At 74.8% G+C, this 21303-nt stretch carries 18 protein-coding genes; 11 read left to right on the top strand and 7 right to left on the bottom strand.

Annotated elements, in window-relative coordinates; all coding sequences use genetic code 11:
• Positions 1-21: 21 nt before the first annotated feature.
• The 3 genes from ACFVXG_RS30225 to ACFVXG_RS30215 all read left to right on the top strand — a co-directional run bounded on the left by ACFVXG_RS30225 (position 22) and on the right by ACFVXG_RS30215 (position 2383).
• Positions 22-996: an alpha/beta hydrolase gene (locus ACFVXG_RS30225; RefSeq protein ID WP_387931855.1), complete on the top strand. Its 975-nt coding sequence runs from the start codon at positions 22-24 to the stop codon at positions 994-996.
• An 80-nt stretch (positions 997-1076) separates the two neighbouring features.
• Complete coding sequence (locus ACFVXG_RS30220; protein ID WP_387931853.1) at positions 1077-1817, top strand: esterase/lipase family protein; 741 nt, start codon at positions 1077-1079, stop codon at positions 1815-1817.
• 11 nt (positions 1818-1828) lie between these two features.
• Positions 1829-2383 carry a Dps family protein gene (locus tag ACFVXG_RS30215; protein ID WP_387931852.1) on the top strand — a complete coding sequence of 185 codons (555 nt, stop codon included), beginning with the start codon at positions 1829-1831 and terminating at the stop codon, positions 2381-2383.
• A 104-nt stretch (positions 2384-2487) separates the two neighbouring features.
• Here the strand turns inward: ACFVXG_RS30215 and ACFVXG_RS30210 are convergent, their stop codons facing one another.
• From ACFVXG_RS30210 to ACFVXG_RS30195, 4 genes are all read right to left on the bottom strand, one after another.
• Positions 2488-3912: a dihydrolipoyl dehydrogenase family protein gene (locus ACFVXG_RS30210; RefSeq protein ID WP_387931850.1), complete on the bottom strand. Its 1425-nt coding sequence runs from the start codon at positions 3910-3912 to the stop codon at positions 2488-2490.
• 317 nt (positions 3913-4229) lie between these two features.
• Positions 4230-4364, bottom strand: coding sequence for a hypothetical protein (locus ACFVXG_RS30205; protein WP_387931849.1), 135 nt, complete (start codon positions 4362-4364; stop codon positions 4230-4232).
• A 249-nt stretch (positions 4365-4613) separates the two neighbouring features.
• Positions 4614-5096, bottom strand: a complete 483-nt coding sequence (locus ACFVXG_RS30200) for a DoxX family protein (protein ID WP_387931847.1) — start codon at positions 5094-5096, stop codon at positions 4614-4616.
• A gap of 52 nt (positions 5097-5148) precedes the next feature.
• Positions 5149-5811: a hydrolase gene (locus ACFVXG_RS30195; RefSeq protein WP_387931845.1), complete on the bottom strand. Its 663-nt coding sequence runs from the start codon at positions 5809-5811 to the stop codon at positions 5149-5151.
• A gap of 282 nt (positions 5812-6093) precedes the next feature.
• On the opposite strand from ACFVXG_RS30195, the gene ACFVXG_RS30190 reads away from it, so the two are divergent.
• The 6 genes from ACFVXG_RS30190 to ACFVXG_RS30165 all read left to right on the top strand — a co-directional run bounded on the left by ACFVXG_RS30190 (position 6094) and on the right by ACFVXG_RS30165 (position 14934).
• The gene (locus ACFVXG_RS30190; protein ID WP_387931930.1) at positions 6094-7971 is read left to right on the top strand and encodes an amidohydrolase; all 1878 of its coding nucleotides are present in this window, start codon (positions 6094-6096) and stop codon (positions 7969-7971) included.
• A 28-nt stretch (positions 7972-7999) separates the two neighbouring features.
• On the top strand, positions 8000-8704 hold the full coding sequence (locus ACFVXG_RS30185) for a YoaK family protein (RefSeq protein ID WP_387931843.1): 705 nt from the start codon (positions 8000-8002) through the stop codon (positions 8702-8704).
• Positions 8705-8833: 129 nt separating this feature from the next.
• On the top strand, positions 8834-10204 hold the full coding sequence (locus ACFVXG_RS30180; protein WP_387931842.1) for a cytochrome ubiquinol oxidase subunit I: 1371 nt from the start codon (positions 8834-8836) through the stop codon (positions 10202-10204).
• On the top strand, positions 10197-11534 hold the full coding sequence (locus ACFVXG_RS30175) for a cytochrome d ubiquinol oxidase subunit II (protein ID WP_387931840.1): 1338 nt from the start codon (positions 10197-10199) through the stop codon (positions 11532-11534). The genes ACFVXG_RS30180 and ACFVXG_RS30175 overlap by 8 nt, the downstream gene beginning before the upstream one ends.
• Complete coding sequence (locus tag ACFVXG_RS30170; protein ID WP_387931838.1) at positions 11531-13276, top strand: ABC transporter ATP-binding protein/permease; 1746 nt, start codon at positions 11531-11533, stop codon at positions 13274-13276. Before ACFVXG_RS30175 ends, ACFVXG_RS30170 begins: the two co-directional genes overlap by 4 nt.
• Positions 13273-14934 carry an ATP-binding cassette domain-containing protein gene (locus ACFVXG_RS30165; RefSeq protein WP_387931836.1) on the top strand — a complete coding sequence of 554 codons (1662 nt, stop codon included), beginning with the start codon at positions 13273-13275 and terminating at the stop codon, positions 14932-14934. Before ACFVXG_RS30170 ends, ACFVXG_RS30165 begins: the two co-directional genes overlap by 4 nt.
• 67 nt (positions 14935-15001) lie before the next feature.
• On the opposite strand, the gene ACFVXG_RS30160 is transcribed toward ACFVXG_RS30165, so the two are convergent.
• Both ACFVXG_RS30160 and ACFVXG_RS30155 read right to left on the bottom strand, forming a co-directional pair.
• Entirely contained in the window at positions 15002-15124 is a 123-nt protein-coding gene (locus ACFVXG_RS30160; RefSeq protein ID WP_387931834.1) for a hypothetical protein, read from the bottom strand.
• Between the two features lie 42 nt (positions 15125-15166).
• On the bottom strand, positions 15167-16009 hold the full coding sequence (locus ACFVXG_RS30155; protein WP_387931832.1) for a helix-turn-helix transcriptional regulator: 843 nt from the start codon (positions 16007-16009) through the stop codon (positions 15167-15169).
• Positions 16010-16217: 208 nt separating this feature from the next.
• Here ACFVXG_RS30155 and ACFVXG_RS30150 point away from each other — a divergent pair, with 208 nt between their 5' ends.
• Positions 16218-17075 (top strand): SDR family NAD(P)-dependent oxidoreductase, encoded by an 858-nt coding sequence (locus ACFVXG_RS30150; protein ID WP_387931830.1) that lies wholly within the window; start codon positions 16218-16220, stop codon positions 17073-17075.
• Positions 17076-17195: 120 nt separating this feature from the next.
• Here the strand turns inward: ACFVXG_RS30150 and ACFVXG_RS30145 are convergent, their stop codons facing one another.
• On the bottom strand, positions 17196-18029 hold the full coding sequence (locus tag ACFVXG_RS30145) for a hypothetical protein (RefSeq protein WP_387931828.1): 834 nt from the start codon (positions 18027-18029) through the stop codon (positions 17196-17198).
• Positions 18030-18416: 387 nt separating this feature from the next.
• Between ACFVXG_RS30145 and ACFVXG_RS30140 the strand changes: the two genes are divergently transcribed.
• Complete coding sequence (locus ACFVXG_RS30140) at positions 18417-21185, top strand: BREX system ATP-binding domain-containing protein (protein WP_387931826.1); 2769 nt, start codon at positions 18417-18419, stop codon at positions 21183-21185.
• Positions 21186-21303: the final 118 nt, after the last annotated feature.

Genomic DNA, 21303 nt, shown 5'->3' with positions numbered 1-21303 from the left:
ACGAACCCCGAGGTGATCACCATGACCGAGCAGTACGCCGCCGGCACCGGGCCGACCCTGGAGCCCGAGGCCCTCGCCTTCGCCGAGGCCACGGCGAACCCGCCCTACCTGTTCGACCTGGGCCCGGTCGAGGGCCGCAAGGCGGTCGACGAGGTGCAGTCCGGCGAGATCGCCGCGCCGGACGTCGACGAGGAGTGGATCGAGGTGGCCGGCGGCCCGACCGGTCGCGTCCGGGCCCGCATCGTGCGCCCCGCCGGGGTCACCGGCCCGCTCCCCGTCGTCCTCTACATCCACGGCGCCGGCTGGGTGTTCGGCAACGCCCACACCCACGACCGCCTGGTGCGCGAGCTGGCGGTCGGCGCGCGGGCCGCCGTCGTCTTCCCGGAGTACGACCTGTCGCCCGAGGCCCGCTACCCGGTCGCCATCGAGCAGAACTACGCCGTCGCCCGCTGGATCGTGACCGACGGGGCTGCCAAGGGCCTGGACGCCACCCGGCTCGCCGTCGCCGGCGACTCCGTGGGCGGCAACATGAGCGCGGCGCTCACGCTCATGGCCAAGGAGCGCGGCGACGTCCCGCTGGTGCAGCAGGTGCTCTTCTACCCGGTCACCGACGCCGCCTTCGACACCGAGTCCTACCACCGGTTCGCCACCGGCTACTTCCTGCGCCGTGACGCCATGCAGTGGTTCTGGGACCAGTACACGACCGACCCCGACCAGCGCGCCGAGATCACCGCCTCCCCGCTGCGCGCCACCGTCGAACAGCTCCAGGGGCTGCCACCGGCGCTGGTCATCACGGGCGAGGCCGACGTGCTGCGCGACGAGGGCGAGGCGTACGCCGTGAAGCTGCGCCAGGCCGGAGTGCCCGTCACCGCCGTCCGGTTCCTCGGCACCATCCACGACTTCGTGATGCTCAACGCGCTGCGCCCCTCGAAGTCCGCGCAGGGTGCCATCACCCTCGCGATCGAGACGCTGCGCGAGGCGCTGCACCAGGGCTGACTGCCCGCCACCGCCTCCGCCGCGCCGGACCCCGGTGCGGCGGGGGCTCCGAAGAGCCCGGTGAACCCAAGGAACAAGGAATGACGACGAACGACACACCCACCATCGTGCTGGTGCACGGCGCCTTCGCGGACGCCTCCAGCTTCGCCCGGGTCATCCCCGAACTGCTCGCCGACGGGCTGAAGGTGGTGGCACCGGCGGTGCCCAACCGCAGTCTGCTCGGTGACTCGGCCTACCTGGCCTCGGTGGTCCGGCAGATCCCCGGCCCGGTGGTGCTGGTCGGCCACTCGTACGGCGGCGCCGTGATCACCGTGGCGGGCACCGAGGAGAACGTCAAGGCCCTGGTGTACCTTGCTGGTTACGCGCTGGAGGAGGGGGAGAGCCTGGGCGAGCTGCAGGGCCGCTTCCCCGCCTCCGAGCTCGCCTCCGCCCTGGTGTACACACCGTTCCCGCTGGAGGGCACGGACGGCCAGGGCACGGACGGCCAGGGCACCGATGTCTCGGTCGAGGTCGACCGCTTCCCGGCGATCTTCGCCGCGGACGTCGACCCTGCGCTGGCCGGGGTCCTCGCGGTCTCGCAGCGCCCGCTCGCAGCTGCGGCCTTCGGCGAGGCCGCGCCGGCCGCCGCGTGGAGGAGCAAGCCCTCCTGGGGGCTCGTCGCCGCCGCCGACCGGACCATCAACCCCGAGGTCGAACGGTTCGGCTACCGGCGTGCCGGGATGACCACCGTCGAGGTCGACTCCTCGTACCTGGTCATGCTCGCCCACCCCGAGCAGGTCGCTGACCTGATCCGTGCCGCCGTCCGCTCCCTCACCAACTGACCAGGAGAACCATGAGCAGCCAACCGCACCTCCACCGGCACAGCCCCGAGATCCAGACGTTCGGCACCGTCACGCAGCTGCCGATCGCGCTGTCCCACGACGCCCGGCTGTACTCCTGCCAGCGGCTCAACCGCATCCTCGCGGACACCCAGTTCCTGTACGCGCTGTACAAGAAGCACCACTGGGGCATGCACGGTCCGACCTTCTACCAGCTGCACCTGCTCTTCGACAAGCACGCCCAGGAGCAGCTGGCGCTGGTCGACGAGCTCGCCGAACGGGTGCAGAGCCTGGGCGGCGTCGCGGTGGGCGATCCCCGCCACGCCGCCCTGATCACCGGAGTCCCGCGCCCGCCGGACGGGGTCGAGGACGTGCAGGCGATGATCTCGCGGCTCCTCGAAGCCCACGAGATCATCCTCACCGAGGCCCACGACGCGGCCACCCGCACCGCGCAGCTCGGTGACGACGGCACCCAGGACCTGCTGGTCTCCCAGGTCATCCGCACCGGTGAGGCCCAGGTCTGGTTCCTCGCCGAGCACCTCGTGGTCACCCCACAGGCCGGGGCGTGACGCACGGGCGGGGCCCGTCCGCTGACGGGCCCCGCCCGCCGACCCCGCCAGCGGGAAAGCCCGCGGCGCCGACCGGGCACTGTGCCGTACTCGTGCGGCCCCGCTCAGCCGCGGTAGGTCTCCAGCAGGCGCAGCCAGACCTCGCTGATGGTCGGGTAGGCGGGGACCGCGTGCCAGAGCCGACTGAGCGGAACTTCCCCGACGACGGCGACGGTCGCCGAGTGGAGCAGCTCCGCGACCCCGGACCCGACGAAGGTCGCCCCCACCACGGTCTCCCGGTCCAGGTCGACCACGGCCCTGGCCTGCCCGCGGTACCCGTCGGCGTACAGCGCGGCCCCCGCGACATCGCCGATCCGGTAGTCGACCGCCCGCACACGCCGGCCGGCCGCGGTCGCCTCGGCGAGGGTGAGCCCGACCGAGGCGACCTCCGGGTCCGTGAAGACCACCTGGGGCACGGCCGCGCGGTCGGCGGTCGCGACGCCGCGCCCCCAGGGTGCGAGGTCGAGGGCACGGCCGGCCGCCCGGTCGGCGATCACGGCGCCGAAGACCCGGCCCTGGTACTTGCCCTGATGGGTCAGCAGCGCGCGACGGTTGACGTCGCCGGCCGCGTAGAGCCAGCCGCCGGCCACGCCCGCGGCCAGCCCGGTGTCGTCCACCTCGATCCAGCCGCCGGGCTCCAGCCCGACCGTCTCCAGTCCCAGGTCGCCGGTCGCGGGCCGCCGCCCGGTGGCGAACAGCACCTCGTCGGCCCGCAGTTCACCGTGCTCACCGAGGTCCAGGACGACCCCGCCCTCCCGGGCCAGGCCGGCCACCGACGCTCCGAAGCGCAGGTCGACCCCGGACTCCCGAAGCGCCTCGGCCACCAGCTGACCGGCGAAGGGCTCCAGTCGCGGCAGGAGGGCCTGATCCCGGACCAGCAGCGTCACCCGGCTGCCCAGCGCACTCCAGGCCGTGGCCATCTCCACCGCGACGACGCCGCCGCCGACGACGGCCAGTCGGCCGGGGGCCTCGGGCGCACTGGTCGCCTCGCGACTGGTCCACGCACCCGCGTGTTCGATGCCCGGCAGGTCGGGCAGGGCGGCACCGGTGCCGGTGCAGACAGCCACGGCGTGACGTGCGGTCAGGATGCGGCGGCCGGCGTCGGGGAGGTCCACCACCACACGCCGCTCGCCGTCCAGTCGACCGTGCCCGCGGACCAGCGTGACCCCGGCGGAGTCCAGCCAGGCCACCTGGCCGTCGTCCCGCCACAGCGAGGCGAAGTCGTCCCGGCGCCGCAGCACCGCGTCGGCGTCCGGCCCGCCCGAGATCGCAGCCCGCGCGCCGGGCAGCCGCTGCGCTTCCCGCAGTGCGGCCAGCGGCCGGAGCAGCGCCTTGCTCGGCATGCACGCCCAGTACGAGCACTCGCCGCCCACGAGCTCGCGTTCGACGATCGCCACGCTCAGCCCGCCGGCCCGCGCGCGATCGGCGAGGTTCTCCCCGGTCGGACCGGCACCCAGCACCACGAGGTCGAACTCGTCGGTTCCGCTCATCTCTTCGCCCGTTCCCTCACGCCATCTGATGGTCATGCACCGGCAGTCCTGCGGCAGGCAGGTCCGGCCCCTGAAAGACGCTAGGCAGTCCGACCGGGTCGGCGTGTTCTCTGCGTGCTCAGCACTGGCCCCAGGAGGCACGGAGTGTCGTCGGAGTGCTGTGCTGCCCTACTGCCCCTTCATCCGGGGCTGGATCGCCGAGCACCCCGAGTACGCCGACCCGGTTCCCGCCGGCCACCCACCGGGCACGGTTCGGCCACTGGGCCACCGCACACCGGCGTGGCGACTCCGGCGGCGCACGCCGGCCCGGATCCGGCTCATTCCCGGGCCGGCACGGCGTGCGTCACCACCGGCTCGCCCGGCGCGAACTCGCGGGCCGAGCGCTCGAATTCGCGGTCGATCCCGGTGTAGCGCACGTGGTGCTGGGCACAGTGCTCCGCCCATGAGGTCACCGTGACGACCTCGATGAAGCGGTCCGTTTCGGCCGCGTCCCGTTGCGAGACGAACTGGGCCAGTCACAGCGCGCGGAACGCCTTCTCCCGCAGGGGGCTCCAGGCGGAACCGCCGGAGTCCGGGACGGTGTTCGGCTTCAAACTCGGCTTCATGATCGGCTTCATCGACCCTCCTCGGGTGACGAACGGGCGTGGGCCCCGGGGCGGATAGCCGCCCCGGGGCCCACGCGGTCGGGAGGTGCCCGGCGGTCAGGCCCGGTGCAGGGCGAGCCGGGTGGCCAGGCCGCCGCCGACGCCGGCGACCACCGCCACCGGCAGCCACCACAGCGGCCAGTGCGCCAGGCCGAGGGCGCCGTCCAGCGACCACTGGCCGGGGCCGGTGGCGGCCAGCACCGCGCCGATGACGATCAGCACGAGGGGGTACTCGTACCCGTCGTGCTGCACCCACAGCCCGTGCGGCCACTTGACGGTGAGGGCGACGGTCATCACGCCCATCACCCCCGCGCCGGCCAGCGGGGTGAGCAGGCCGAGGGCCAGCATCAGTCCGGCCCCGATCTGGGTGCCGCCCGCGGCCAGCGCGGTGAGCTTCCCGCCGCGGAAGCCGTCGCCGCGGAACTCCGCGGTGCCGCCGGTCAGTCCGCTGCCGCCGAGGCGGAAGCTGACCTTCTGGACGCCGTGACCCGCGATCAGCAGGCCGGCGACCACCCGCAGCAGGAGAAGGCCCGTGTTCATGAGGGACTCCGGTCGAATTCGGTCTGGTTCAGTCGGGTTCGGTCGCGGCCCGTCAGCCGGCGGCGTGCGGGTCGATCATGGCCTGGGCGTAGGCGACGCCCAGGCCGTAGGCGCCGCCGTGCTCCTTGACCAGGTCCGTCACCGCGACGTAGGTCTCGGTGCGGGCCCAGTCGCGCTGGAGCTCCAGCAGCACCTGGACCCAGGTGACGGGCACGGCCCCGGCCGCGGTCATCCGCTGCAGGGCGTGCTCGTGGGCCCGCGGGCTCACACCGCCGGAGGCGTCCGCGACCACGTACACCTCGTAGCCCTGCTCCAGCGCCGAAAGCGCCGGCAGGACCAGGCAGACCTCGGTCCACAGGCCGGAGAGGATGATCTTGCTGCGTCCGGTCGCCTTGACCGCCTCGACCAGCGCCTCGTCCTCCCAGGCGTTCATGCTGGTCCGGTCGACCACCTCCTGCTCGGGGAAGACCGCCCGCAGCTGCGGGAGGAGCGGCCCGGAGAAGGACTCGGCCGCCACGGTGGAGAGCACCACGGGCACGTCGAATATCTTCGCGGCCTTCGCCAGGCCGACGGTCGAATTGATGATGGAGGTGCGGTCGCCGCTGCCGGTGCCGAAGAACATCTGCGGCTGGTGGTCGACGAACAGCATCATCGCGTTGTCCGGGGTGAGCAGATCGGGGCTCGGGGCGGCGTGGACCGTGGCGAAGTCGACCATGGTTCTTCTCCATTCAGGGAGTTGTGGGATGGGCGGGCGCCGGGCTGGGCCGTCGGGGCGCCACGTTCGACGACGCTAGTCCCGGCCGGCCCGACCCGGCTGCTCGCTGCGCGCCCGGGACTGTTCCGAGACTGCACTGCCGGCGCGTCCACGGATCGGCCGCACGCGCCGTGCGCTGCCAGGCAACCGACGATGCGCTGCCGAGGCACTCCGGACGCGATCGGCGGCCTAGGTTCACCGGGCGCCCCACCGGCCCGCCCGAAAGGAATTCCGTTGTCCAGCATGCCCGTCGCCGGCCTCCGCCCCGGCACCCCGGACCAGCCCGCCGACCTGGTCATCCGCAACGCCAAGGTGCACACCAACGACCCCGGCCGTCCCCGGGCGACCGCCCTGGCCGTCCGGGACGGCCTGATCAGCGCGGTCGGCGACGACGCGGACGTCGTCCCGCTGGTCGGCCCGGACACCCGGGTCGTCGACGCACTCGGCCGCCGGGCCGTCCCCGGACTCAACGACTCGCACCTGCACGTCATCCGCGGCGGTCTCAACTACGTGCTGGAGCTGCGCTGGGACGGCGTTCCGACGCTGCGTCAGGCGCTCGCCATGCTCCGCACCCAGGCGGAGCGCACCCCGCCCGGCCAGTGGGTGCGGGTGGTCGGCGGCTGGTCCGCCGACCAGTTCGCCGAGCGCCGCCTGCCCACCCTGGACGAGCTCAACGCCGCGGCGCCCGACACCCCCGTCTTCGTGCTGCACCTCTACCAGTCGGCGCTGCTCAACCGGGCGGCACTGCGCGCCGCCGGCTTCACCAGGGACACCCCGGACCCGGTCGGCGGCCAGATCGTCCGCGGCCACGACGGCGAACCCACCGGCCTGCTGATCGCCGCTCCGGGCGCGCTGCTGCTCTACTCCACCCTGGCCAAGGCGCCGGCCCTGGACGAGGCGGACCGGGCCGGCTCCACCCGGCACTTCCTGCGCGAGCTGAACCGCTTCGGCCTCACCTCGGCGATCGACGCCGCGGGCGGCTTCCAGAGCTTCCCCGAGAACTACGGCACCGTCATGGAACTCGCCCGCCAGGGACAGCTGACCCTGCGGATCGCCTACCACCTCTTCCCGCAGACCGCGGGGCAGGAGCTGGACGACCTCACCCGCTGGGTCAGCACCGTGCGCCCCGGTGACGGCGACGCGTGGCTGCGCCTCAACGGCGCCGGCGAGAACCTCACCTGGGCGGCCGCCGACTTCGAGAACTTCACCGAGCCGCGGCCTCACCTGGGCGGCTACGAGACCGAGTTCGAGAAGGCCGTGCGCCTGCTGATGGAGAACGGCTGGGGCTTCCGGCTGCACGCCACGTACGACGAGACCATCCGCCGCGACCTCGCCGTGTTCGAGAAGCTCGCCGCCGAGGGCCTCTTCCCGCACGGCAACCGCTGGCTCTTCGACCACGCGGAGACGGTGAGCCCGGACAGCCTCGACCGGATCGCGGCCCTGGGCGGAGCCGTCTCCGTGCAGAACCGCCTGTCCTTCCAGGGCGAGGCGTTCGTCAACCGCTACGGCGCCCCGGCCGCCGCGGAGGCGCCCCCGCTGCGCGCCATGCTGAACCGCGGCCTCACCGTCGCGGCGGGCACCGACGCCACCCGGGTCTCCTCCTACAACCCCTGGGTCGCCCTGCACTGGCTGGTCTCCGGCCGCGCGGTCAGCGGGCGGCGGCTCGCGGCCGAACACAACCGGCTCAGCCGCGAGCAGGCCCTGGAGCTCTACACCCTGGGCGGCGCCCGGCTCACCGGCGAGGAGGACGTCAAGGGCCGCCTGACCGTGGGGAGTTACGCAGACCTCACGATCCTCAGCGCCGACTACTTCACCGTGCCGGAGCCGGACATCCCGCACATCGAGTCCGTCCTCACCGTGGTCGGCGGCCGGATCGTCCACGGTACCCAGGAGCACCAGGGGCTGGCCCCCGACCTGCCCGCGGTGACGCCGTCGTGGAGCCCGGTCACCCGGTTCGGCGGCTACCACGCCACCCCCGCGCCCGGCCTCGCCGGCTCCCACCAGGCCGAGCGGGTGGCGGAGGCCGCCGCGGCCTCCGAGGAGCAGCGCGCCTGGCGCGAAGCCCGCGGCCTCGCCCTCCCGGGCCAGGGCGCGGCGCCGCTGGATCCGTGCTTCTTCTGATGATGCGTCGATCCGGACAGGAGACCTCATGACCGCGCCCGCAGGCGACGCCCGCACCGCACCGCCACAGCTCCCCGGACCGCAGGTCCACGACCGTCATCCGCTGGCACTGGCCCTGTTCGCCCTCACCGCGGTCAGCGGCCTGATCGACGCGGTGAGCTACCTCGGCCTCGGCCACGTCTTCACGGCGAACATGACCGGCAACGTCGTCGTCATCGCCTTCGCCCTGGCCGGAGCCCCCGGGTTCTCCGTCGCGGGCTCGCTGACCTCCCTCGCCGCCTTCCTGGCCGGCGCGGTCCTGGCCGGCCGCCTCGCGGGGCGGCACACCACCGCGCGGCGCGGCCGATGGCTGCGCACGGCCCTGGTCCTGGAGGTCGCGCTGCACGGTGCGGCCGCCGCCGTCGCCTTCGGCTGGGGCGCGGACGGATCCGTGCGGTACACCGTGATCGCCCTGGTGGCAGTGGCGATGGGCATCCGCAACGGCACCGTGCGCGGCCTCGGCGTGCCGGACCTCACCACCACCGTGCTCACCCTTACCCTGACCGGTCTGGCGTCCGACTCCCGGCTCGCCGGCGGCACCGCGCCCCGCCAGCGGCGCAGGATCCTCGCGGTCGCCACCATGCTGGCCGGCGCCCTGCCGGGCGCGGTCCTGGTGCTGCACGGGCAGATCGCCTGGGCGCTGGTGGCCAGCGCGGTGCTGGCCGGCGTCACGGTGCTGCTCTACCGGGAGTGATCCACCCGGCGCGCGCCGATCCGCGGACCACCCCGCGCCCTGACACCCGTGCCCCTGACCCCGCACCCCTGACCCCCGCACCCGCCCGTTCCACGTACTCGCCCGTTCCACGTACCTTCCGGAGACCCGATGGCCCCACCGGCCGCCGTAGAACTGTCCAGGTGGCAGTTCGCCATCACGGCGATCTTCCACATGTCCTTCCCGGCCCTCACGGTCGGCCTCTCCGTGCTGCTCGCCGTGGTGCAGACCGCGTACGTGCGCACGGGCAACCCGCTCTACCAGCAGATCTTCCGCTTCTGGAAGAAGATCTTCGCGGTCGGCTTCGGCCTCGGTGTCGTCGCGGGCACCGTCATGACCTTCGAGTTCGGCCTCAACTGGGGTGTCTTCGCGCACGCCGTCGGACCGGTCATCGGGGTCACCATCGGCATGGAGGTCATCACGGCCTTCTTCCTGGAGGCCGGCTTCATCGGCGTCATGCTTTACGGCGAGGGCCGGGTCCGCCCGCGCACCATGGCCTTCGCCTCCTGGATGGTGGCCCTCGGCACCCTGCTGTCCACCACCTGGATCATGTCCGCCAACAGTTGGATGCAGGACCCGGTCGGGTACACCGAGACGGCTGGGCAGTTCCGTCCGGGCGACTGGACCGAGATCCTGCTCAACCCGGCCTTCACCTACCGCTTCCCGCACATGCTGCTGGCCGTGCTGATCAGCGCGAGCTGGTTCGTCGGCGGCATCTCGGCCTGGTACCTGCTCAAGCAGCGGCGGGAGGCCCTGCCGTTCGCCCGCCGCTGCCTGTCCATCGCCCTCGGCGTGCTCGCCGTCCTGATGCCGGTCCAGCTGTACATCGGCGACGCCACCGCCATCTTCATGGCGCAGCACCAGCCCGCGAAACTCCAGGCGTTCGAAGGGAACTGGCGCACCGACAACAACGGCTACAACCTGGTCGTCGTCCCCGACACCGACCGGGGCGCGAACGACCTGCGGATCACCGTCCCGCACCTGGGCGCGGTGATCGGCCACGACCTCACCGGCGAGGCCGCGGTGCCCGGCCTGCTGCAGACCCCGCCCGACCAGCGGCCCAACATGTGGAGCGCCTTCTACGGCTTCCGCGCCATGTACTTCACCGCCCTGGCCATGTTCGCCACCGCCCTCGCCGGGCTGGTGCTGCGCCTGCGCAGACGCCTGTTCGACTCCCGCCGCTTCCTGCGCTGGATGGTCTGGATGACACCCGCCGGGGTCATCGCCATCACCGGCGGGTGGATCACCGCCGAGACCGGGCGCCAGCCCTGGGTGGTCTACGGCAAGCTGCGCACCGCCGACGCGCTGTCGCACCTGACCACCGCGCAGGCCGCCACCACCCTGGCCGCCTTCGTGCTCCTCTACGCGGCCCTGCTGGCCATCTGGGTCCGCTACATCGTCCGTACCGTCAAGGCCGGCCCCGACCTGCCCGCGGACCCCGCCGCGGCCACCGCCCCCGGAACGGAGGCCCCCGTTGCTTGAGTACGCCACCTACGCGCTCGTCCTGCTCTCGCTCGGCATGTACGTCGTCCTGGACGGCTACGACCTGGGAGTCGGCACGCTCAGCCTGTTCGCCAGGGGGGAGGACCGGCGCGAGTACAGCGAACTGATCGCCACCGCCTGGGACGCCAACGAGAGCTGGCTCGTGCTGGCCGGCGTCGCCCTGTGGGCCGGGCTGCCCGGCGTCTACGCGACCGTGCTGCCCGGGGTCTACCTGCCGCTGATCGGCATGCTCCTCGCGATCATCCTGCGCGGCATGGGACTGGAGTTCCAGAGCGCCGCCGCCGGTTACCGGCGCGGCTGGGCCCTGCTGTTCGGCGCCTCCTCCCTCGCCGCGACGCTCTGCCAGGGCCTGGTGCTCGGCGGCGTGCTGACCGGGCTGGAGCAGCGGGACGGGTCGTTCAGCGGCGGCGCCTTCGACTGGCTCACCCCCTACAGCGTGCTGTGCGCCCTCGGCCTGACGGCGCTCCACCTGCTGGCCGGCGCCGCCTGGCTGCAGGACAAGACCGAAGGCGCCGCCCGCGAGCGGGCGGGCCGGGCGGGGCGCCCGCTCCTGGTGGCCACCGCCGTGGCCGCGCTGGTCCTCGGGTTCGGCCTGGAGGTCGCCGATCCGCAGGAGTTCCGGTTCGATGAGCCCGTGCGCGCGGCGCTGTTCTGGACCGCCGTCGCCGGGGCGGCGGCCGCGGGCGCGGTGGCCTGGCACGGCTTCGGACGGCGGCCGGACTGGCGGCCCTTCGCGGGTGTGGTCACGGCCCAGGCCTGCGGCCTGCTCGCCCTGGTGGCCGCGACCGCACCGGTGGTCGTCCCGCCCGGGCTGACGCTCCATCAGGCGTCCAGCCCGCCCGGCTCGCAGGCCTTCCTGGTGGTCGGCGTGGGGCTGTGCATGCCGGTGGTGTTCGGCTACAACGCGTACGCCTGGTGGGCCTTCCGCGGCAAGTTCACGGAACTCCCCGAGGCGCCGCTCGCCCCGCTGCGGGTGCGGGCGGGGGCACTGCGCCAGGTCCGGCCCGAGCCCGGCGGCCTCGTGGTCGTCCTCCGGCGCGTGCTGCTCACCGTGCTGGGCGTCGGGCTGGCGGCGGTGTCCCAGGACGTCTTCGGCGGGGTCGCCGACTGGATCGACCCCGTCGGCATCGCCCTGCTCTCGACGGCGGCCCTGGCCGACTGGCTCCTCGGCGACCGGCGCGACCGGCGGGACGGGGTCTTCGACCTCGACCCGGTCGGCGCCGCGGACCCGGTCGACCCGGTCGACCTGGCAGGCCTGGCGGGTCCGGCCGATCCGAGTGATCCGGACGCGCCCCGGGCCGACGCATGAGTACCTCGGCCGCCCTGCTGACCGAGCTCGGCGACGAGCGCGCCGGGAGCCGGGACGACGAGGTGTCGGCCCGGCTGCACGCGTGGGCCGAACCCGGCCGCGGGGAACTGCGGCGGGCCGGGCTGCTGCGCGGGCTGGCCCCGCTGGGCACCGTGCTCTGGGCGGCCGGACTGGCCTGGGCCGCCCAGTGCGGGCTCACCGGCCGGCCCGGCGGGGGCGTCATGGCGGAGGTCCTGCTCGGTGCCGGGCTGGTGCCGGCCGGCCTCGCGCTCCGGTCCGTGCTGCTGTCCGCCGCCGACGCGGCCGCCGCGCGCGGCGCCCGCCTGGTGCGCGCGGCCCTGCGCGAGCGGCTGCTCGCCGCGGCCCTGCCCGCGCGCGGCCCCGCCCGCCCCGGCGTCGGTGACGCCGCCCTCGCCGAGTCCCTGACCGGCGAGGTCGCGCGGCTGACCGAGTGGCTCACCGAGTACGTCCCGGCCCGGACCACGATGCTGCTGGGCAGCGGCCTGACCCTGGCCGCCATCGCGTCCCGGAGCTGGTTCGTGGCCCTGATCCTGGTCGCCGCCACCCCGCTGCTGCCCGCCAACCTCAAGGTCATCGGCCTGGGTACCCAGGCCGCCGTCCACGCGCAGCTCACCGCGGTGCGCCGGCACGGCGCACGCCTGCTCGACCAGCTGCGCGGCCTGCCCACCCTGATCGGACTGGGCGCCCGGGACACCGCCGCGAGCGCGCTGCGCGAGGACGACGAGGAACTGGCCCGCCGCACCCAGGCGGTGCTACGGGTCGCCTTCCTCTCCACCGCCTGGATCGAGCTGCTGATCACCGGCACCCTCGCCGTGGTGGCGACCTACTGCGGCCTGGTACTCCTCGACTACCTCCAACTGCCGCTGGTGCCGGGCCGGATGAGCCTGGCCACCGCGCTCTTCGTGCTGGTCCTCACCCCCGCCTACTTCGCCCCCGCCCGCGACCTGGCCCGCGGCTACCACGCCCGCGCGGAGGCCCGCGCCGCGGCGGAGCTGATCGACGGGGTCCTCGCCGGAGCCGCCGACGGCGCTGCGGATCCGGACCCGCCCGCGCCGGCCCGGCGCAGCGGCGGTGCCATCGGCGTACGGCTGGACCGCGCGACGGTCCGTCACCCCGACCGTGAAGACCCGGCACTGGACGGCGTGAGCCTCCACCTCGCCCCCGGTGAGCTCCTCGCCGTCACCGGGCCCAGCGGCGCGGGCAAGTCGACCCTGCTCGCCGTCGCCGCGGGACTGGCCGAGCCCACCGCCGGAACCGTCACCCACGCGTGGGAGGGCACGTTCCACCCGCCCTCACCCGCCTCCGTCGCCTGGGTCGGCCAGCCCGCGCACCTGCTGCCCGGCACCGTCCGGGACAACCTGCTGCTCGCCCGGCCCGAAGCCACCGACGCGGAACTCGCCGACGCCTTCCGCACGCTGGGCTTCGGCGCCCTGCTCGCCGACCTGCCCGGCGGACTGGACACCCCGCTCGGCGAGCGGGGCAGCGGGCTCTCCTCCGGACAGTCCCAGCAGCTCTCCCTGGTACGGGCCCTGCTCCGGGACGCCCCGCTGCTCTGCCTCGACGAGCCCACCGCCCACCTCGACCCGGTGGCGGAGGCCCGCGTGCTGGCGGCCCTGCGCACCCTGACCCGCGGCCGGACCGTGCTGCTCGCCACCCACAGCCCCGCGCTGCTCCCGCTCGCGGACCGCACGATCCGCCTGGACCACGGCAGGCCCCGATGAACACCTGGAAACTGCTGCGCCACGCCGTGCCCCGCCGCGACCTGGCCGCTGGCATCGCGCTGGCCGCGGCGGCGGAACTGAGCGCGGCCGCCCTGCTGGGCCTGTCCGGCTGGTTCCTGACGACCTGCGCCCTGGTGACGCTGCTGGCGAACACCACCTGGTCGTGGATGTACCCGTCGGGGACGGTCCGCGCCCTCGCCCTGCTGCGCACCTCGCTGCGCTACCTCGAACGGCTGGTCAGCCACCGGGTCGTCCTCACCACGACCGTGACCCTGCGCGGCCGCCTGGTCCGGGGTGCGGGCGAACTGAGCGCGCGCGAGCTGCGCGCCCAACGGGACGGAACCCTGCTCGCCCGTCTGACCACCGACGTCGAGACGGTGGCCGGCCTGCCCGCCCAGGTCATCGCACCACTGGCCGGCTGCGCCGTCACCGCGGTGCTGGTGGAGGTACTGCTGCTGCGGGCGAGCCCGATCCTCGGCGCGGCCGAGCTCGCGGTGCTCGCGGGCGGCGCCTGGTGGGCGGTCCGCACCGGCCGCCGGGCCCGGCGCCACCTCGCGAGCGCCGCCGCCGCCCGGACCGGCGCGCGGACGGACCTGATCGCCGCCCGGGCCGCCTTCAACGAACTGCGCTGCCTGGACGCGGTGCCGCAGACCCGAGGTGCCGTCGCGGCGGCGCTGGAGCGCGAGGAGGCGGCTGCCGCCGCCGCGGCGGCCGAGCAGCGTTCGGGCCGCCTGGGCCTGCGGCTGCTCGCCGCCCTCGGCCAGGGCCTCGCCCTGCTGCTCGCGCTGCGGGCGGACGGCTGGTCGCAGCCGGTGGCCGAGGTCGTCGGCGAGGTGCTGCTGCTCGCGGCGGTGGGGGACCTGCTGGAGCGCCTTCCGCAGCTGCTCCAGGAGCTGGCCGCCGCCCAGGACGCGGCCGCGCGCCTCGGCCCGCTCGCCGTGACCGCCCCCGACCGGCAGCAGCCCGCCCCCACCTGGGGCACTCCGGTGCTCACCGTGGCGGACCTGCCCACCGCCGACGGCGGACGGCCGCTCTCCTTCACCGTCGAAGCCCCCCGCCTGGTCGTCGTCACCGGCCCCAACGGCAGCGGGAAGTCCACCCTCCTCGGGCAGTTGGCCGGGCGGCTGCCGACCACCTCCGGCTGGGTACAGCTGGGCGGCGCCCCCGTCGCGGACCTGCCCGCCGAGGCCGCCGCCGACGTCCTCACCCTGGTCGAGGCCGACGACTGGCTCGCCGACACGACCGTAGCGGCCAACCTGTGCCTGGCCGCCCCCCGCGCCGACCCGGAGCGACAGCGTGCCGCACTGGCGGCGGTCGGCCTCGCCGCCCTGCGCCTGGACACCCCGGTCGGCCCCGGCGGCCGCGCCCTGTCCCAAGGACAGCGGCGCCGCCTCGCCGTCGCCCGCGCGATCCTGCGCCGACCGCGCATCCTGCTGCTCGACGAACCCACCGCCGGACTCGACCACCCGACCGCCCGCGCCCTGCTGCACGAGCTGCGCCGAGCTCTGCCCGACTCGGCCCTGGTCCTCGCCCTCCAGGACCAGGACCTCGCCCTGCTCCCGTGGCGCCCGGACACCACCGTCTCCCTGACCGGCGCGAGGGCTGACCGCGGGTCCGTCCCGAGCGAGCGCCCGGTGCGTGCGGTCCCGGCGCGGTGACCCGTGGGCGCTGGGTCAACGGCCGGTGCACGAAGAGGGGAGCCGGCGTCCGACGAAGGAGATCCGCTTAGCGCTGCGGGGCGGCGTCCGCCAGGACGCCCGGCGAACGCGTCCCGTTCCTGCCTTCGACCCGCCACCCGACGCCGTCCAGGTCCCGTCGCTCCGCGAACACCGCCGCGACGTTGCTCACCGGCACGGTCGGCGGTTCGCCGGAGGCGGCGTCGGGCGAGGGTCAGCCGACCGGGAAGCCGTCCGTGCCGAGGACGGTCAGCAGCGCCAGCTTGTCGTGGCTGTCGGTGCCGGGCTTCGCGGTGAAGACCAGCAGGGACTGGGCCTGGTCGGGGTCCTGGAGGGTCTGGCAGTACAGGTCGATGCGCCCGACCTGCGGGTGGACGAAGCGTTTGGCGTCGCTCCAGCGCGGGCCGACCTCCTGGCGGTCCCACAGCGCGGCGAACTCCGTGCTCAGGTGCAGCAGGCTCGCCACCAGACGGGCCGCCTGCGACCGGGGGCCTTGCCGGGTGGCCGCCGCCCGCAGGAGTGCGACGTTCACCCGGCTGTTGAGAGCGTGGTCCTCGGGGAGGTACCGCTCGCGGGCGGCCGGGTCGGTGAACCAGCGGTAGGGGGCGCTGCGGTCCTCCCCGGTGTAGTGGGTCTGGTCTCCGAGCAGGGCCACGGCGGGAGGCGTCTGCAGCAAGGTCTCGCCGAGCGGGCCCATGACCTGGGCCGGGGTGTCCCGCAGCCGGTCCAGGATGCGCATCAGCCCCGGGCTGACGTGCTCGTCGAGGATCTGCCGCAGCGGGGTGCGGTGCCCGCACAGGAGGAACAGGTGATCGCGCTCGTCCGGGGTGAGGCGCAGGCCGCGGGCGATGGCGGCCGCCATCTGCTGCGAGGGCTGCGGCCCGTCACCGCGCTCCAGACGGGCGAAGTAGTCGGCCGACATGTCGCACAGCTCGGCCACCTCCTCCCGCCGCAGCCCGCGGGCGCGCCGCCGCGATCCGCGGCGTAGCCCCACGTCCTCCGGCTGCAGGGCCTCGCGCCGGGCCCGCAGGAAGGCGCCCAGTGACGCGCGGTCCACCGTCTGCTCCATGGGTCCGCCCCCAGGGGTCGAGTGCCGTGCCTCCGCCATCGTCGCAGCCGGCGTCGACCGCAACCACTGACTGCCGATCAGTGGTTGAGCGGGTCCTTCACCCGTGCTCCCCGGCGTCGTCCACTGGTGGTGGCGGAACGACGCAGCGCATCCGCGCGGCGGCCGGCACCGCGGCGACCGAGAGGAGAGGAGCCCCATGGCCAAGTGGACAGCTGCCGATCTGCCGGGCATGACCGGCCGGACGGTGCTCGTCACCGGAGCCGGCCGAGGCATCGGCCTGGTCACCGCCCGCGAGCTCGGGCGCATCGGCGCCCGGGTCGTGCTGGGGGTGCGCAGCCCCGAGAAGGCCCGCCGGGCGATCGCCGGGCTGCCCGGCGACTTCGACGTCCGGCAGCTGGACGTCGCCGACCTGGGATCGGTCCGGAGCTTCGCCCGGGCGTGGACCGGCGACCTGGACATCCTGGTCAACAACGCGGGTGTGATGGACGTCCCGGCGGCGCGGACCGCGGACGGCCTCGACGTGCAGACCGCGACGAACTACACCGGCCCGTTCGTCCTGACCAACCTGCTCCTGCCGCACCTGACCGACCGCGTCGTCAGCGTGACCAGCCAGCTGCACCGGCAGTCCAGGCTGAACATCGACGACTTCGACTGGCGCGCACGCCGCTACCACCCGATGAACGCCTACCGGGACTCCAAGCTCGCCCTCGTCCTGTTCTCGCTGGAGCTTCAGCGGCGGCTGACCGGGTCCGGCAGCCCGGTGAAGTCGCTGCTGGCCCACCCCGGCATCGCCACGACGGACCTGGCCGCCCACTCCTCGGCCAACGTGATCAACCGCTTCGGGTTCCTGCTCAACGACCCCGACCACGGAGCCCTGCCCACCCTGTACGCCGCGACCCAGGACCTGCCCGGCAACGCCTACGTCGGCCCGGACGGCCTGGGCGGCATCAAGGGCCACCCCACGGTGCGCAGGCCCGGCAGAGCCGGCCTGGACGGGAGCAAGGCCAATGACCTGTGGCTGGCGACCGCCGCGCTGACGGGCACCGGCCGCTGAACCGTGCCCACGCTCGGGTAGGACCTCAGAGGAGTGGAATCGGTGCATCCGGCGGTCCTCCCAGGCCCCGCAGGCCCCGCAGGCCCCGCAGGCCGCGCAGGCCGCACGGGCACCGGGTTTTCAGTCGATGTGCAGGGTGAGCTGGGCGGTGTGCAGCTGCCCGGCGGTCTGGAACTGGAGGAAGACCCGCCAGTTGCCCGGCTCGGGGAGCAGGGCCTGGAACGTCAGCGTCGGCCCGCCGCCGTCACCGTTCACCGCATCGGCCGGGTGGAGGTGGGCCAGTGCCTGGTCGGCCTCGTGGAAGGCGCTGAGGTGGGCGTAGGCGTCCAGGTACGGCTGGAGGTCGGTGACCGGGCGGCCGTCCTGGCTGATGGTTGCCGTCAACTGCTGGGCGCCGGAGAACGGTTGGGCGTGCAGGGAGACGGTGTAGCCGTCGACCGTGGTGCTGTCGCTCGGGGCGGGCAGGGGCACCGGGACGGCCTCGCCGGGCACCGTGACGGTGCGGCTGAGGACGAGCTCGGCGGCGTGGGCGCCGGTGTTCGGGATGAAGTCGGCGTACAGCCGCCAGCTGCCCGGGGTGAGGGCTGCGAGGTCGGCGGTCCAGGTGCCGTCGTTGGCCGGCTCCGGGTGCAGGTGCTGGAAACCGGTGAGGTCGGTGCGGATCGCGTAGAAGTGCAGCTTCTTGGTCTGGTGGACGGCGAAGTCGGTGACCGGGGCGCCGTCCGGGCCGGTGACGGTGAACCGGAACGCGGTCGGTCGCCCGGCGGGCACGCCGCAGGTCGCGGTGGAGAGCCGGTAGCCGTCCTGCTCGGCGGCGAGCCCGCGGCCGAGACCCTGGGTGGTGCCCGCAGCCTCAGCCATGCCGGGCATCGGCGGCATCCCCGCCGTCGCGGCCCGCGGCGGACCGGAGGGGACGGACGGGACGGCTGCGGCCATCCCGAGCACGAGCAGCACGGGTACGCAGGATGCGAGCAGCCAGCCTCGGGAGAACGGACGAGGAGGCGAAGCGGTCATGGGCAGGCCCTTCCGGTTGCGGGCGCGTCGGAACGGACGCCGTCCGAGACCGAGGGGATTCGGCCTCGCTGCACAGGAGACCGGTGACGCCGAGCGCGATAACCGAAAGCCGGCGTCCGCCTCACCGCCCCGCGGACGGGCGCCCCGCGGACGAGACGGTCGACGGCCTGACCCGGCGCAAGGGTGCGGTGTCCGTTCGTGGGCGGACCGTCGGTGGGCCTCGCCCGGGTTGTGGCTCTGACCAGGGCGGATCCGGTCGCTGGGGGTCTGGCAGGTTGTAGTATCGGGTGCTCGCCGGACGGGTCGGGCAGACCCGAGGGGGCGGTAGTGGCGGACGGTGGGCGGGGCCAGGCCCTGGTCGGGCGGCAGCGGGAGACCGAGGTGCTCACCGCGGCCCTGGTGCAGGCGGTCGACGGCCGGAGCGGTTCCACGGTGCTGCTGCGCGGCGAGGCGGGCGTCGGCAAGAGCACGCTGCTGGCCTGGGTCGAACGCGCGGCGCGGGAGCGCGGGTTCACCGTGCTGCGGGCGGTCGGCGCGGAGGCGGAGACGGACCTCGCGTTCGGCGCCCTCCACCAGGCCTTCTGGCCACTGCTCCGGCGCTCCGGCGCGCTGTCGGACCACCAGCGGGAGGCGCTGGAGAGCGCCTTGGGCGTCCGGTCCGGCACGCCGACCGGTTTCGCCGTCGGCGCCGCCGCGCTCGCGCTGCTCGACGAGGCGGTGCGGACGGCCCCGGTGCTGCTCGTCCTGGACGACCTGCACTGGATCGACTCGTCGAGCGCGACGGTCTTCGCCTTCCTGCACCGGCGCAGCGCCGACCTGCCGCTGGTGATCGTCGGGGCCGGGCGGCCGGACGGCCCGGCCGCCGAGACCTGGTCGGCCGAGGCGTGGTCGGCCGAGGCGCTCGACCTGCGGGCGCTGCCCCGGGCCGACGCGGCGCTGCTGCTGGGCGCCCACCATCCCGACCTGGCGGCGACCACCCGGGAGCGGGTCCTGACCGAGGCGGCCGGCAACGCCCTGGCGCTGGTGGAGCTGCCGCGCCAGCTGGCGGCCGCCCAGCAGCGGGGGACCGCGCCGCTGCCGGAACTGCTGCCGCTGGGGCGCAAGTTGGAGCGGCTGTTCGCGGACCGGCTGGAGGCGATGACGCCGGAGGTCGGGCGGCTGCTGCTGCTGGGCGCACTGGCCACCGGCCCGGAGTTCGGCGGGGCCGCGTGGCTGCGCGCGGTCGCGGACGACGGCGCGCGGGAGGCCCTGGGCCGGGTCGAGGCGGACGGTCTGGCCCGGCTCGACGCGGCCGGCCAACTGGCCTTCCGGCACCCCCTGGTGCGCGCCGCCGTGGTCTCGGCGGCCTCCGACGCCGAGCGCCGAGCGGCCCACCGCAGCCTGGCCGCGGTGCTCGCACCGGACGACCCCCGGCGGCTGAGCCACGAGGCGGCGGCCGCCTGGCTGCCGGACGAGGACCTGGCGGGCCGCCTGGAGCGGGCCGGGCGCGAGCTGGCCCGGCGCGGGGGTGACGCGGAGGGCGCGCTGCTGCTCGAACGCGGCGCCGGTCTCAGCCCGGGTTCCTGCGACCGTGTCCGCCGGCTCACCTGGGCCGCCGTGATGGCCGCCCGCGGTGGTCAACTGCGCCACGCCGCGGCCCTGGTGGAGGAGCTGCGGACCAGTACGGTGCCCCCGGACATCGCCCCGCTGTTCGCGTACGCGGTGGTCTACGTCGACCAGAGCCACCTGGTCGAGTTCGAGTCCTCCGCCACCCTGCTGCCCGCGGCCCTGGACGCGTTGGCCGCGCCGGGCGCCGACACCTTCGGCGGTCTCACGGAGCAGGTCTTCTTCAAGCTCCTGCTGGCCGCCGGCTACACCGACGACCCCCGGATCTGGCGCGCCCTCGAACGGCACCGGGACGACCTCTCGGAGGTGGGGCGGCTGTGCCTGCGGGCCTGGACCGACCCGGGGCCGGACGCGGCCGCCGCGCTGCGGCGGGTGACCGAGGGGATGACGGAGGAGCAGGAGGCGGGCGCGGCCTGGCTGGTGCTGTGGACGGCGTCGGCGCTCGACTGCCCGGAGAGCGACCTTTGGCAGCGCGTCGCCGGGCTGCACGGCTACGCCACCCAGGGCTCGGTGGCGAAGGCCAAGGCCCACCAGGACTTCCTGCTCGGGCACTGGGACCAGGCGCCCGTCAGCCTGCGCGAGGCCGAGATCGCGGACGAACTGGGCTACCACACCAATGCGTTGATGTTCCGGCAGTACCACGCCCACTTCCTGGCCGGGCGCGGCGACGAGGCCGGGCTACGGGCGGTCGACGAGGCCGTGCGGCCCGCCGCCACCCGGGGCCGGCTGCGGTACGTCCTCGACCGCCTGACCCACCTGCGCGGCCTGGCCGCGCTCGCCCACCGGCGCTACGAGGAGGCGTACGGGCACTTCTGCGGGCTCACCCCGCCCGGGCAGCTGCCCGCGGGCCCGCCCTGGTACCACGCGCTGGTCTTCGACCTGGTGACGGCGGCCGTGCACACCGGACGGCGGGACGAGGCCCGGGCCCACCTGGCGGCCGGGCGGGCGGCCCGCTCCGCGGAGATCTCCGACCGGCACGCCTTCCTGTTCGCGGCCGCGCTCGCCCTGGCCGCCGAGGACGACGAGGTCGAGGAGGCCTACCGGGCCGCGTACGCCGTGCCGGGGGCGGAGCGCTGGGCGTTCGACCTGGCCCGGCTTCGGCTCGCGCACGGCTCGTGGCTCCGGCGGCGCCACCGGCCCGGGGCCCGGGAGGTGCTGCGGGTGGCGCACCACGTGTTCGGGCGCCTGCGGGCCGACCCGTGGACGCGGCACTGCGAGGAGGAACTCCGGGCCGCGGGCGACCAGGTGGCCCTGCCGTCGGTCGGCTCGCGTGGCCCGGGTGGCCCGGGCCGACGCGCTGACCCGGTGTCCGCGCTGACCGGCCAGGAGCTGCGGATCGCCCGGCTGGCCGCGACCGGACTGACCAACCGGGAGATCGGGCAGCAGCTCCAGTTGTCGCCCCGTACGGTCGGGGCGCACCTCTACAAGATCTTCCCGAAGCTCGGAATCACCTCGCGGGCCGCGCTCGCGCACGCCCTCGGCACCGGCTGAGCCGCCTGCCCGGGCCGCCCGCTCGGCCCCCGCCGCAGGACGACAGTCAGATGACCTAAGCCCCCGTTCCGACGGTCCGCCACGCTGGTCGTTTGGGAGGTCGGCGGAAGGGCGGTCA

The sequence above is a fragment of the Kitasatospora sp. NPDC058162 genome, assembly GCF_042884005.1.
Classification (GTDB): domain Bacteria; phylum Actinomycetota; class Actinomycetes; order Streptomycetales; family Streptomycetaceae; genus Kitasatospora.
This window is presented reverse-complemented; position numbering and strand designations above follow the sequence as displayed.